A 13,222-nucleotide genomic window follows, 5' to 3' on the forward strand; every position below is an offset into this window, starting at 1 on the left:
CGGCCGCGCTGCGGCCGAACCTCGCGACCGCAAGCCCCTCGGTTCCCTGGGCGAGGATCCCGTATCCCAGGGAACTCCATCCCTGTCACGGGGCACTCCGCCCCTCTCCAGGGGCACGGAGTTGTCCACAGAGGTGGATTTCTCCACAGAACACCAGGCCTCACTGGTTCACGACCCCGAAGACATGGGAGGCTCTGTTCATTGCGAGCCTGAAGTCGAGGAGAGTGAATCCTTGCGGTCCGACGCCAACATCGCGGGACCGATGACCGATCCGGTCCCCGGTCCCCGTACCGAGTCGATGGGGGCGGATGTTTCACGTGAAACACCGCCTCCGATGGACGACACTCCGATCGGTCGTGCGGCCCAACTGGCGGTGGAGGCTCTGGGCCGCGCCGGCGAAGGCCTGCCACGGCCGGAGCAGACCAGAGTCATCGTGGTCGCCAACCAGAAGGGCGGCGTGGGCAAGACGACGACCACCGTCAACCTTGCTGCTTCGCTGGCTCTGCACGGCGGCCGGGTCCTGGTGATCGACCTCGACCCGCAGGGCAACGCATCCACCGCCCTCGGGATCGACCACCACGCAGAAGTCCCCTCGATCTACGACGTCTTGGTGGAGAGCAAGCCTCTCGCCGAGGTCGTTCAGCCGGTCCCTGACGTGGAGGGTCTCTTCTGTGCCCCCGCCACCATCGATCTCGCCGGTGCGGAGATCGAGCTGGTGTCCTTGGTGGCCCGTGAGAGTCGGCTGCAGCGGGCGATCCAGGCATACGAACAGCCGCTGGACTACATCCTCATCGACTGCCCGCCTTCGCTCGGCCTGTTGACGGTCAACGCGCTGGTGGCGGGCCAGGAGGTCCTCATCCCGATCCAGTGCGAGTACTACGCACTCGAGGGCCTGGGTCAGCTGCTGCGCAACGTCGACCTGGTGCGGGGGCACCTCAACCCCACGCTGCATGTGTCGACCATCCTGCTCACCATGTACGACGGCCGGACGCGTCTCGCTTCCCAGGTCGCGGAAGAGGTGCGCACCCACTTCGGCGACGAGGTGCTGCGGACAAGCATTCCCCGCTCGGTCCGTATCTCCGAGGCGCCGAGTTACGGGCAGACGGTGCTGACTTACGATCCTGGATCGAGCGGTGCCCTCTCGTATCTTGAGGCGGCCCGAGAAATCGCGCTGAAGGGCATCGGCATCAGCTATGACGCGAGCCAGGCCCACATCGGCGTCCAGAACGATCCAAGCATGGTGGAGGGGATCCAGTGAGTGAGCGACGGAGGGGGCTGGGACGTGGTCTCGGCGCACTGATCCCCGCTGCCCCGACGGAGAAGACCCCGGCTCCGGCCGCGCTGGGGGGCGGTGCCTCCGCCTCCCCCGCAGCCGTCCCGGTGCTGACGACCGACCGCGGGGTTGCCGCGGCGAAGGTGGCCACGCTGCCGCCTGTTTCACATGAAACCGAGGAGCCCGTGGCGGGCCCCGCCGTGGAGACGCCGGCTCCTCCGATGGGCGCGCACTTCGCCGAGATCCCTCTAGACGCGATCTCGCCCAACCCGCGCCAGCCTCGTGATGTCTTCGACGAGGACGCGCTTCAGGAGCTGGTCACCTCCATCAGGGAGGTCGGTCTCCTCCAGCCCGTCGTCGTACGGCAGCTGGGGCCCGCCCGCTATGAGCTGATCATGGGCGAGCGCCGCTGGCGGGCCTGCCGCGAGGCCGGCCTTGAGGCCATCCCGGCGATCGTCCGGGCCACGGAGGACGAGAAGCTCCTCCTGGACGCGCTGCTGGAGAACCTGCACCGTGCGCAGCTGAACCCGCTGGAAGAGGCGGCCGCCTACGACCAGCTGCTGAAGGACTTCAACTGCACGCACGACCAGCTGGCCGACCGGATCGGGCGCTCCCGGCCTCAGGTCTCCAACACGCTGCGTCTGCTGAAGCTCTCGCCGGCCGTACAGAAGCGTGTGGCTGCCGGTGTCCTGTCCGCCGGGCATGCCCGGGCACTGTTGTCCATCGAGGACTCCGAGGAGCAGGACCGGCTGGCTCACCGCATCGTGGCGGAGGGGCTCTCGGTGCGTGCCGTCGAGGAGATCGTGACCCTCATGGGTTCGCGGCCCCAGAAGCCTCAGCGTCCCAAGGGACCGCGCGCCGGCTCTCGGCTCTCCCCGGCCCTGAACGAGCTGGCGACCCGCCTGTCGGACCGCTTCGAGACAAGGGTGAAGGTCGACCTCGGCCAGAAGAAGGGGAAGATCACCGTCGAGTTCGCCTCGGTGGACGATCTCCAGCGGATTCTGAGCACGCTCGCTCCGGGCGAGGGGCCGGTGTTGCCGCAGGAGCTTCAGGACGCGACGGACGACCAGGACGACTGATCCTGGTGCGACCCACTCGGCCGTATGCCGTATCAAGAGCGGGCCGTGTCCGGTGTGTACCGGAACACGGCCCGCTCTTTGCTTTGAGGCGCTATCGAGTGAATCGCATCGTGGATACGATGCGAACGGGTATGGCGCATCCACCGGACAGCAACTGCATCTCTGAGTGGGGAGACGGGGGCCATGCGATCGATGAGCCGCACCGGACTGGTGAGCGCGGGCCTGAGCCTTGGAGCGGTCGGCGGATTCGTCGGCAGCTTGCTCAGGGAGCGAAGCGCTCTGACAGCCGCTCGTGATGCGGCGGGCGAAGGAAGCGAGGATCAGCCTTCATGGGGCGTCGGCTCGTGCCGCTCACGCTGGACAACCTTCAGGACCTTCCCCAACGCTGTCGGTCGTGTGTCTTCTGGGAGCTGGACCCGGTCAGCGGAGAAGCAGCCGTAAGGGCGGGGACCTCGGCACTGGAGAAGGAGTCCTGGATCTCCGCCGTCCTGCTGGACTGGGGATCGTGCGGCCGGGTGGTGTACATCGACGACGTACCGGTGGGCTTCGTTCTCTACGCCCCTCCGGCCTATGTCCCGCGCTCGACGGCCTTCCCCACGAGTCCCGTCTCGCCGGACGCCGTGCAGTTGATGACGGCGTTCATCATGCCCGGCTACCAGGGGCAGGGGCTGGGGCGCGTCCTCGTGCAGGCGGTCGCCAAGGATCTGCTGCGCCGAGGCTTCAAAGCGATCGAGGCCTTCGGTGACGCCCGCTGGAAGGAACCCGCCTGCCTTCTGCCGGCGGACCACCTTCTGGCCGTTGGCTTCAAGACGGTCCGGCAGCATCCCACGCACCCCCGGCTCAGGCTGGAGCTGCGGTCGACGCTCTCCTGGAAGGAAGACGTGGAGATGGCTCTCGACCGGCTCCTCGGAGCGGTTCAGAAGGAACCGGCGCTGAGGCCGTTGTAGGAACGCCGTCGCAGGAGTGGGCATCCGCTGGGGACTGCATGCGAATGGGCCAACCCGTGAGGGTTGGCCCATTCGTGTTTCACGTGAAACACGCACCGTCGCTCGGACGACACCGCTCGGTTCTTCGCCTTACTCGGCGATGAACTCCTCGAGGTCGCGAACGATCGCAGCCTTCGGCTTGGCACCGACGATGGTCTTGGCGACCTCGCCGCCCTGGTAGACGTTCAGGGTCGGGATGGACATGACGCCGTACTTGGCGGCCGTGTCCGGGTTCTCGTCGATGTTCAGCTTGACGATCTCGATCTTGTCACCGTACTCGGCAGCAATCGCCTCCAGGGAGGGGGCGATCTGACGGCACGGACCGCACCAGGCGGCCCAGAAGTCCACCAGGACGGGCTTGTCGTTCTTGAGGACGTCCTGCTCGAAGGAAGCGTCGGTCACATTCTTCAGGGTGCCGGCCACGGCGGGCTCCTTAACTCGGTCGTGCGGTGAGGCGGGGAGGGGGGAAGGGGAAGGTCAGACGGCGGCGGTCTTCTCGGGCTCCGCCTTGTCCTCGTCCGCGAGCGCGGCGAGGAAGCGCTCGGCGTCCAGAGCGGCGGAGCAGCCGGTTCCGGCCGCGGTGATCGCCTGACGGTAGGTGTGGTCGACCACGTCGCCGGCGGCGAAAACACCGGTCACATTGGTGCGGGTGGTCGGGGAGGCGACCTTCAGGTAGCCCTCCTCGTCCAGGTCCAGCTGGCTCTTGAACAGTTCGGTGCGCGGGTCGTGGCCGATCGCGATGAACAGACCGGTCACGGGCAGCTCCGACAGTTCGCCGGTCTTGACGTTGCGCAGCTTCAGACCGGAGAGCTTCTGCTCGCCCTGGACCTCGGCGACTTCGCTGTCCCACACGAACTTGATCTTCGGGTCGCCGAAGGCGCGCTCCTGCATCGCCTTGGAGGCGCGCAGCGTGTCCCTGCGGTGGACGATCGTCACGGACTTGGCGAACCGCGAGAGGAAGGTGGCCTCCTCCATCGCGGTGTCACCACCGCCGATCACGGCGATGTCCTGGTCCCTGAAGAAGAATCCGTCGCAGGTCGCGCACCAGGAGACACCGCGACCGGACAGGGCGTCCTCGTTCGGCAGACCGAGCTTGCGGTGCTGGGAACCGGTGGCGACGATGACGGCCTTCGCCTTGTGGACCGTGCCTGCGGTGTCGGTGACGGTCTTGATCTCACCGGTGAGCTCGACGGAGACGACATCGTCCGGGACGAGCTCGGCACCGAAGCGCTCGGCCTGCGCCCGCATGTTGTCCATGAGCTCGGGACCCATGATGCCGTCGCGGAAGCCCGGGAAGTTCTCGACCTCGGTGGTGTTCATCAGCGCGCCACCGGCGGTGACGGCTCCCTCGAACACCAGGGGCTTCAGCGACGCGCGCGCCGTGTAGAGCGCCGCCGTGTAGCCTGCGGGCCCGGAGCCGATGATGATCACGTTACGGACGTCGCTCACGGCTTGATTCCTCGTCTCTGGTCTGCGTCGGTCGACCGGTGGGAGCCCGTTTCCAAACTCTCACCCCACCCAACGGATCCTACGGGGCCCGCATTCCCGGTGTGTCGGGGCACACGCATGCGTCAGGGCAACTGACGGAGCGGCCGAGGTGGCCGGTACGTTCAGGGACGGGGATAGGACTCTTTCGCCAGGACCTTGCCCGCAGATGTGGGATCTTGACGCACGCAGGCCGCGTCGACGACATAGGCCGTGACCTGGGCACTGTCATGGCTATCGGGCAGGACGACGAGATAGGCGCTCTTCCCGGCGTAGGTGCCCACCTTCGAGGCCAGGGCGCGGTCACCCTCGGGGATCGCCCGCCGGACACAGTCGGGTACCGGGACCTCCGTCTGAATCAGCGTGTTCGCGCTCTCCGTGGTCCCCGGCGTGTTCTGCCCGGAGTCGGTGCCGGACCGCGGTCGCTGACTGGTGTGTCCCCGCTGGGTGCCCTTCTTGGAAGCCAGCAGGTCCTGTACCTGGCTTTGGACACTGGCACCGGAGAAGGCACTGATGGACGGACTTGGCTTGCCATGAGCCGTCATGGTCGACGGAGCACTGTCGAACACCTGGAGCACCAGTGCCCCGGCTCCCAGTACGGCCGCGGTCAGGACACTGCCGAGAACGATGGTCCTGCGGCGGCTGCGCGCGCTCTTCTTCCGCCCTGGCCCGGTCGCCGCACGGGGGCGCCCCGCCGGACGATCGGTCGCAGCCGATGTTTCACGTGAAACATGGCTCGCGCTTTCCTCTCCGGATGCGCTGAGCAATGCCTCGGCGGCGAGCGCGGCATCGATCCGGCCGGTCACGTCGGCAGGCATGCGCACTGCTGTCGATGCGGATCCCAGCAGCCCTCGGATCTCCTCCAACGAGCTATGGACGTCCGCGCACAGCTCACAGGTCTCCAGGTGGCGCTGTATGTCCGCGCTGCGGCCAGGAGACAGAAGGCCTTCGGTGAGGTTGGAGATCTCTTCGACGTCCGGGTGCCCGGCCGTGTCTGTCGTCGAAGTCACGCTCGCCCACCTCCGCCCTTCACTACGGCTGAATCGCTCGGTCCCGTGCCCTCGGGGCCCTCGCTCGGAGTCCCCGTTGCAGGTGGGACGGATGTCCCCTCCACCCGGTTCCGTCCCTCGCCGGGTTCTTTTCCGCTTCCGGAACCTTCGGGTCGTAGATGGGTGAGCAGAGGCAACAGTCTCGCTCTGCCCCGGGCGCACCGGCTCTTCACCGTGCCCGTCGGTACGTCGAGAATCTTGGCGGCCTCGGCCACGGGATATCCCTGCATGTCCACGAGGACCAGTGCGGCCCTCTGGTCGTGCGGGAGGGTGCCGAGCGCTTCGAGGAGCTGGCGCTGGACGTCGTTGCGCTCGGCCGGCGCCGAGGCCGACTCGTGCGGCTCCAGCAGCTGCTCCAGCCGTTCCGCGTCGTCGACGGGCGAGGTCTTCCGTGAGGCCACTTTACGGGCGCGGTCCAGGCAGGCGTTCACCGTGATCCGGTGCAGCCAGGTTGTGACGGCCGACTGGCCCCGAAAGGTATGGGCGGCCCGGTAGGCCGACACCAGGGCGTCCTGGACCGCGTCGGCGGCTTCCTCGCGGTCCCCCAGCGTCCGCAGCGCGACCGCCCAGAGCCGATCCCGGTGCCGCCGCACGATCTCGCTGAAGGCATCGCGGTCGCCTTCCACATGGCGGGCGAGCAGATCCTTGTCGCTCACTCCGTCGTATCCGGCGCCCTCCGCCATCTGCCCCCTCCGGTCCGGGTGAGACGTCAGCCCGTGAACTTCACTTCGCCGATGGCCTGCTTGTAGCCGGCTCCGGCGTACAGCGTGGAGTCATACCCCGAATTCGGCACGGCCGTCAGCCAGACGAGGACATACCGCGTCTTCACCGACTTGGTGACCTTCACGGTAGCGGTATTGGTCGTCGTCGTGACCTTACCGATCTGCTGCATCGAGTCCAGCGACGGCGGTGTCAGGGAGTCGGCCGCGTACAGCTCGACGGTCGTGTGGTCCCCGCCGTAACGCATGTCGAGGGTGGCGGTGCCGAGTTTCGTGGGCGAGCCGAGGTCGTAGACGATGCCGACGCCCGGCTTGAGCGGAGCGATGGCCGGTCCCTCGTTGAAGCTCCTGGTCCGCCAGTACGACGAGGGGTCGCCGTCGTAGGTCTTCTGGACGTCGCCCGGGTGCTGGGCGTCTCCTTCGGCGATGAACTCCTGGCTTCCCTGGATCTTTATCGCCGTCGGCTTGTGGTTTGCGTCGCCCTTGTCGCCGTCACCTGTCGTCTGGCTTCTGTTGGTGTCGTCGGACTTGCCGCTCCGGTCCATCAGGGCGTCCGCCAACTGCCAGCTGCCCAGGCCCAGGGCGGCGATGAGAAGCGCCGACACCGCCCACTTCAGGGCCTTGCCGGTACGGCTCTGCAGCGGGGGCGGCGGAGTCGTGAGCGGCTGGGTGGCGCCGGGATGCGGCGCCGGGCGGCCGTACGTGCCCTGCTGGTAGGTCGTGCGCTGGTACTCCGGCGGGGCCGTGAACGCCGGCTCGGGCGGGCGGATGCGAGGCATCTCGCCGATCGCCTTCACCAGCTCCTCCGGCGTGGTGCACGGGGCCTCGTGACGGGAGGCGGTGGCACCGTCGTTGGCGAGTGCGCGCATGGCCAGTTCGGACAGGCCCCGGTGAACACCGGCCCGCACCTGGTCCGGAGCGATGAGGCCGACGCCCTTGGGAAGGCCGGACAGGCCGTACGCGTCGCTCTCGTACGGCCAGCGCTGGGTCAGCGCCGCGTACAGCAGGGCGCCGATCGCCTCGGTGTCGGTGCGCTGCGGGGTGTCGGAGCTGATGCCGCGCAGTGCGGCGTTCACGGCGAGGCCCCGGATGCGCCACTGACCGGTCGAGGCGCGCAGCACGGCGTTGGGGTTGAGCCGGAGATGGGCGAGGCCCTCGCGGTGCGCGGCGGCCATGGCCGAGGCGACCTGACTGACCATCTGGTAGGCGTCGTGCGGTTCCAGCGGGCCGTTGGTGAGGAGCGTGGTCAGCTCGGTGGCGTCGGGCAGCCACTCGTGCACGACGTACACGAGGTCGTTCTCCTCGACGGCGTCGAGGACCTGGACGAAACGGGGGTCGCCGAGCAGCGCGGAGGAACGGGCGGCAGCGAGGACGGAACGGGCCCGCACGTGCTCCGCGGGCAGGATGTGGACGCCGACGGCACGACGGAGTTTCTCGTCGACCGCACGCCAGCTGCTGAATCCGTCCAGACGGGTGACGCACTCCTCCAGTCGGTAGCGTCTGGCGAGCTTGTGACCGCTGTGCAGTTCCGGAGGCGAGGCCTTCTGTCCGGAATCCTCGCTCCCGCTCCCCTGCGTCTTGTCGCTGTCCGTGTCCCGCTCCGGGTTCATGGCCACCCCGTCGGCCGTGGACTGGTCCGCCTTGGCGGTCAGCGGCTGCTCACCGCTGTTGTCTGCCACGTCGACGGCAGCCGTGCTCCGTTCCGCCACCGTCGTCCCTGCCTCCCCATCCGTTGCACGCTGTCCGACGCCGAAACCAATTGTGCCCACAGTCCGCCGCAATGCACGACACGCGACGGCGGACGATGGTTGTGCGCCTACCCCCGCCTCAGCGGCCCAGACGCCCGCGGACCATGCCCACGAGCGAGTTGAGTTCCTCGATGCGCATCCGGCGGGCGGCGACGAAGAAGATGCCGAGCAGTACGGCCCCGCCGGCGATCAGGGCCGCGAAGGAGCCGATGACGCCCTGGCCGAGGGTGTGCCCGATGCCGTAGCAGGCCGCGCCGCTGAGCAGGGCCGCCGGCACCGAGGCGATGCACAGGCGCGCGTACGTCCGCATCACCCGGGCGCCGTCCAGGTCACCGCCGAGCCGCTTGCGCAGTCGCCGCCAGGCGACACCCACACCGATCGCGTAGGCCAGGCCGTACGCGGCCGCCATGCCGGCGACCGCCCAGCGGGCGGGCAGCAGGAAGTAGCAGAGCGCCGAGGCGCCGGCGTTGACGGCGGCGACGATGACGGTGTTGTAGAAGGGCGTGCGGGTGTCTTCGTAGGCGTAGAAGGCGCGCAGCACCACGTACTGCACCGAGTACGGGATCAGGCCGAGGGCGAAGGCCATCAGCATGTAGCCCATGTTGGTGGCCTCGCCGGTGCCCGAGGAGCCGAAGATCAGCGTGCACATCGGGATGCCGAGCGCCAGGAACCCGAAGGCGATGGGGACGATGGCCACGGCCGTGGTCCGCAGGCCCTGGGAGATGTCGTCGCGGACCGCGCCGCCGTCGCCCTCGGCGGCCGACCGCGAGATGCGCGGCAGCAGAGCGGCCATGAGGGACACCGTGATGATGGCCTGTGGCAGGCCCCAGATCAGCTGGGCGTTGGCGTAGGCGGCGAAGCCGGTGCCGGCGACGCCGGAGTCCTTGGCGGCCGCCGTGGACAGCTGGGTGACGATCATGGCGCCGGCCTGGTTGGCGAGCACGAACAGGACCGTCCACTTGGCGAGCATCGCGGCCTTGCCCAGACCGTGGCCGCGCCAGTCGAAGCGCAGCCGGATCCGGAAGCCCGTCTCGCGCAGGTACGGGATCATCGCCAGCGCCTGGACGACCAGACCGAGCAGCACACCGATGCCGAGCAGGCGCTGGCCCTCCGGCGGGATGTTCGTGACGGTCATGTGGGAGTTGGCGGCGGTGCCGTAGACCCAGATGAACATGCCGAGCGTCACGATGATGACGATGTTGTTCAGGACCGGTGTCCACATCATCGCGCCGAACTTCCCGCGCGCGTTGAGGATCTGACCCATCACCACATGGATGCCCATGAAGAAGATCGAGGGCAGGAAGTAGCGGGTGAAGGTGACCGCCACGTCATTGGCCGCGGGGTTGGAGGCGACCGGGTTGGACAGCATGCGCACCAGCAGCGGCGCCCCGAACATCGCGAGAGCGGTCAGCGCGGCCAGGGCCACCATCACCAGGGTCAGCAGACGGTTGGCGAAGGCCTCGCCACCGTCGTCGTCCTCCTTCATCGCCCGTACCAGCTGCGGCACGAAGACGGAGTTGAGGCCGCCGCCGACGGTGAGGATGTAGATCATCGTCGGCAGCTGGTAGGCGACCTGGAAGGAGTCGCCGAGGAAGCCGAGGCCGAGCGCCGAGACGATCAGCGCCGAGCGGACGAAACCGGTGAGGCGGGAGACCATCGTGCCCGCCGCCATCACGGCACTGGACTTCAGCAGCCCGGTTGCCTTGCCGCCCTTCTTCGCGGGTGCGGCGGAGACTGCGGAGGCCGCTGCCGGCTCGGGTTCCGCGTCACTGTACGGCCCGGCGGGATCCGGCGCCGCGGCCGGAGCGGGCACGGGCGGCTGCGCCGGGTTCCCCGGGGCAGCAGGGTAGGAGGCCGCGGCGTACGGGTTGCCCTGCTGGGGGCCCTGGCCGGGCGCCGGCGGGTACTGGCCGGCGGGACCGTAGCCGGTGCCCGGAGCGGTGGCCGGCTGGGAGTAGCCGGGCGGATCCATGGGCGCGTGCCCGCCGCTCTGCTGCTGGTCCTTGAAGAGATGAGCGAAGGCGTCCGGTTCCTGGTAGTTCTCGCCCGAGTGCGTGACCAGGTCGTCCACGCCCACGTACTGGGTCGTGCGCGGGTCGTCGCCGTACGGCTCCGGCGCCGGCGTCTGTGCCCACACCCGCGGGTCGGGCGCGTACGGCGACTGGGCGGGCTGTCCGTAGAGCGGCTGCTGCCCGTGGCTGCCCTGAGGGGGCGGCGGGTGCGCGGCGCGGTCGTAGAGCGCCTCGGCGACGGGGTCCTGGGCGGCGAGGTCGTGCCCCCGGTAGGGGTCCTGGTCGTAGGCGTCCTGGAGGTACATGTCGGCCGCCTGCTGCGGCGGCACCTGACCGGGCTCCGGCGGCGTCTCGGGGTAGCCCGAGCCGGCCGCGCCCTGGCCGCGATCACCGTCGTACGGCGCGTTCATGCTTACCCCACCTCATCGTCCCTGGCCCACCGGCCACGACATCGCTCAACGGTCCACTCTCTCACCCGTCCCGGACGGGTCGGGGCTTTCCGGTGCGGTGTCCGGCGCAGGGTCACTCCGGTGCTCCGGGTCGTCTGCCCCGGCCTGCGAGGCGGAATCCTCCGGTTCCTCCGGGAGACGGTCTGCGGGGGCGTCCGGGTTCCCGGGCTCGTCGGCGGCCTGCTCTTCCGCGTCGGGGCCGTTCTCGTCCGTCTGGCGGGCGGATGCGCGCTTGCGCTGGGTGTACATCCGGAATCCGGCGAGGACGAGGAGGAGCACACCGCCGCCGATGACCAGCATCACGGTGGGAGTGATCTCGGTGACCTTCACGTCGAAGCTGACGGGGTCGCCGTACTTCTGGCCGTCCTCGGTGTACAACTGGGCGATCACCGTGACCCGGCCGTTGGCGTTGGCCGACGTGGTGAACTTCACGGACTGGCTGTGGCCGCCGGAGACCTCGACGCGCTGTTCGAAGTACGCCTTGCCGCCGATGTTCAGGCGGGTCGGCATGGTGGAGGTCAGGCGCAGGACCAGATGGCCGACCGGCTGGACGAGGTTGTTCTGGACGGTCACCGGGATGGTGGCGCTGCGTCCGGAGAGCTTGGTCTCCGACTTGTCGATCAGCTTGACCTGGTCGGCCAGCTCGTCGAGCCACCCCTCCACGCCGTCGCGGTAGCGCTGCGCGTGCCAGCTGCTGCCGCGCCACGACGTGGACATCTCGCGGTTTATGGCCCGTCCGAACGGCGTGACGACGCGGGACTGGTCGGAGAGGATCACCTGGAAGCTGTTGAGCTTGTCCTGGGTGCGCGCGATCTGCTCGAAGGCCGCCCGCGGCAGTTCCTGCGAGCGCAGCGAGGAGGGGTAGGCGGAACCCGACGGGATATGCGTCGTGGCGTTCGGGTCCGGCTTGTCCTTGGCCGTCGTGGAGAGGTCCTGGGACTGGGACCAGTTCCCGTCCTGGAGCGCCTTCAGCGCTGCCGCCATCGCCTGGGCCTGGTCCGCGGTGGGCATGCGCTGCGGGGCGACCAGGATGCTGCGCTGCTTGTCCGTCTGCGCGTTCACCTCCAGGCTCTGCGCCAGGAACTCCTGCACGGCGAGCGTGGCGGAGTTCGCCTTGGTCAGGTCACCCTCGAAGGCCGTGGACAGCCGGGCGTCGGAGACCACCGCCGTGGTGCCACCGCCGACCGGGCGGGCGGCCGAGGGCGTGTACGGCAGTCCGGCGGTCTCCTGGAGGCTGTCGCTGCGGGCGATCACGCGGTCGGCCCCCGCGGAGGTCGCGACCTTCATGATCGCCGGGTCCACGGCACCCTCCACCGGCCAGGCGAAGTCGGTGCTCGGTGTGACGTGGAGCACGGTCTTGACGGTGGTGGCGGCGACGTCGGTGGCGTCCTTGAGGTGGCTGAGCGAGCCGGTGACGCTGGTGCCGTTGTGCGCGAGGGACGCCAGGTCCGGGTCGGCGAAGGGCAGTGCGACGACCTCCTTGCCGGCCACCGCGTCCTGCAGGCTCGCCAGCCACTGCTTGGCGAGCGCCTGGTGCTCCTTCGGGCCGGGCGTCGTGCTGCCCGCCTTGCCGGGCAGCCGGTAGTTGCCGGTCGCCATGGCGTCCACGGAGGCCAGCAGGTCCGGGTCGATCACCCAGGTGACGTCGAGGTCCTTGCCCAGGTCCACCATCTGTGCCAGCCGACCGCCCGGCGCGAGTTCCTTGGCCAGGCTGTCGTTGAGGAACACCGGCGTCTGGAGCTCGCCGGCGCCCGTCTTGGCCGTCATGTGGACCGTGGAGATCAGCGGCCAGAGGTACGTCGTCTTCGTCTTGGTGCCGGCGTCGGACGGCTGCCACGGCAGGAACGTCCGCTGGATGCCGAGCACCTGGTCCCAGGGCTGGGCGGCGGTCTTGCCGGAGAGGGAGACACCGAACTCGTAGACGCCGTCGTCGCCGAGGTCGAGCTTGTCCACGGGGACGGAGATGCTGAAGTGCTCGGCGACGCCCGGGGTCAGCTTGGCGAACTTCTCCACGTACTTGCCGCCGACCTCGGAGCCGATTTCGCCCGGCAGGGCGTCGGAGTGCTCGGCGACGGAATCGATCGCCGAGCGGGTGCTCAGCACGGGACCCACCTGCAGGCCCACGTGAGCGCCGGTGACGGTCTGCTTGGCGTTGTTGGTCACGGTGCCCGACACGGTCAGCGTGTCCCCGTCGGTGGGGGCGCTGGGGGTCAGTGAGTCCAGGGCGACGGACACCGTGTCCGAGGAGGCGGCCTGGGCGGGCGCCGCGGCGGGCAGCTGGAGCAGCCCGGCCAGCAGCGGCGCACCAGCGAGCAGCGCGCCGGTGCGTCGCAGCCACCGGCGGGCAGGTGAGGCACTGGTCCCCTGGAATTCAGCCGCCTCGGCCACGCGCTCGCCCGTCCCTCGTCGTCAGTGGTCGTCG

10 protein-coding genes are annotated in these 13,222 nt (G+C 69.1%); 3 read left to right on the forward strand and 7 right to left on the reverse strand.

Going from position 1 to position 13,222, the window contains the following annotated elements; all coding sequences use genetic code 11:
- The first annotated feature begins 184 nt into the window (after window positions 1-184).
- From LMU33_RS18975 to LMU33_RS18985, 3 genes are all read left to right on the forward strand, one after another.
- Window positions 185-1,258: a ParA family protein gene (locus tag LMU33_RS18975; protein ID WP_079133866.1), complete on the forward strand. Its 1,074-nt coding sequence runs from the start codon at window positions 185-187 to the stop codon at window positions 1,256-1,258.
- Window positions 1,255-2,352, forward strand: a complete 1,098-nt coding sequence (locus LMU33_RS18980; RefSeq protein ID WP_228621654.1) for a ParB/RepB/Spo0J family partition protein — start codon at window positions 1,255-1,257, stop codon at window positions 2,350-2,352. Before LMU33_RS18975 ends, LMU33_RS18980 begins: the two co-directional genes overlap by 4 nt.
- Before the next feature lie 329 nt (window positions 2,353-2,681).
- Window positions 2,682-3,299, forward strand: a complete 618-nt coding sequence (locus LMU33_RS18985; RefSeq protein WP_228621655.1) for a GNAT family N-acetyltransferase — start codon at window positions 2,682-2,684, stop codon at window positions 3,297-3,299.
- A gap of 129 nt (window positions 3,300-3,428) precedes the next feature.
- Here the strand turns inward: LMU33_RS18985 and trxA are convergent, their stop codons facing one another.
- The 7 genes from trxA to LMU33_RS19020 all read right to left on the reverse strand — a co-directional run bounded on the left by trxA (window position 3,429) and on the right by LMU33_RS19020 (window position 13,188).
- A complete protein-coding gene (trxA, locus tag LMU33_RS18990) occupies window positions 3,429-3,761 on the reverse strand; it encodes a thioredoxin (protein WP_228621656.1) in 333 nt (110 codons plus the stop codon).
- Window positions 3,762-3,815: 54 nt separating this feature from the next.
- Window positions 3,816-4,787 (reverse strand): thioredoxin-disulfide reductase, encoded by a 972-nt coding sequence (gene trxB, locus LMU33_RS18995; RefSeq protein ID WP_228621657.1) that lies wholly within the window; start codon window positions 4,785-4,787, stop codon window positions 3,816-3,818.
- Between the two features lie 161 nt (window positions 4,788-4,948).
- Window positions 4,949-5,833 (reverse strand): RsmA family anti-sigma factor, encoded by an 885-nt coding sequence (locus LMU33_RS19000; protein WP_228621658.1) that lies wholly within the window; start codon window positions 5,831-5,833, stop codon window positions 4,949-4,951.
- On the reverse strand, window positions 5,830-6,555 hold the full coding sequence (gene sigM / locus LMU33_RS19005) for an RNA polymerase sigma factor SigM (protein ID WP_228621659.1): 726 nt from the start codon (window positions 6,553-6,555) through the stop codon (window positions 5,830-5,832). Before sigM ends, LMU33_RS19000 begins: the two co-directional genes overlap by 4 nt.
- Window positions 6,556-6,581: 26 nt before the next feature.
- Entirely contained in the window at window positions 6,582-8,300 is a 1,719-nt protein-coding gene (locus tag LMU33_RS19010) for a protein kinase family protein (protein WP_228621660.1), read from the reverse strand.
- A gap of 118 nt (window positions 8,301-8,418) precedes the next feature.
- Complete coding sequence (gene murJ, locus LMU33_RS19015) at window positions 8,419-10,761, reverse strand: murein biosynthesis integral membrane protein MurJ (RefSeq protein WP_228621661.1); 2,343 nt, start codon at window positions 10,759-10,761, stop codon at window positions 8,419-8,421.
- Between the two features lie 45 nt (window positions 10,762-10,806).
- Complete coding sequence (locus LMU33_RS19020) at window positions 10,807-13,188, reverse strand: DUF6049 family protein (protein ID WP_228621662.1); 2,382 nt, start codon at window positions 13,186-13,188, stop codon at window positions 10,807-10,809.
- Window positions 13,189-13,222: the final 34 nt, after the last annotated feature.

The sequence above is a fragment of the Streptomyces barringtoniae genome, assembly GCF_020819595.1.
Taxonomy (GTDB): Bacteria; Actinomycetota; Actinomycetes; order Streptomycetales; family Streptomycetaceae; genus Streptomyces; species Streptomyces barringtoniae.

Coding starts and splice junctions, on each gene's coding strand:
- LMU33_RS18975 (WP_079133866.1), top strand. CDS start 185: ATGGGAGGCTCTGTTCATTGCGAGCCTGAAGTCGAGGAGAGTGAATCC.
- LMU33_RS18985 (WP_228621655.1), top strand. CDS start 2,682: ATGGGGCGTCGGCTCGTGCCGCTCACGCTGGACAACCTTCAGGACCTT.
- sigM (WP_228621659.1), bottom strand. CDS start 6,555: ATGGCGGAGGGCGCCGGATACGACGGAGTGAGCGACAAGGATCTGCTC.
- murJ (WP_228621661.1), bottom strand. CDS start 10,761: ATGAACGCGCCGTACGACGGTGATCGCGGCCAGGGCGCGGCCGGCTCG.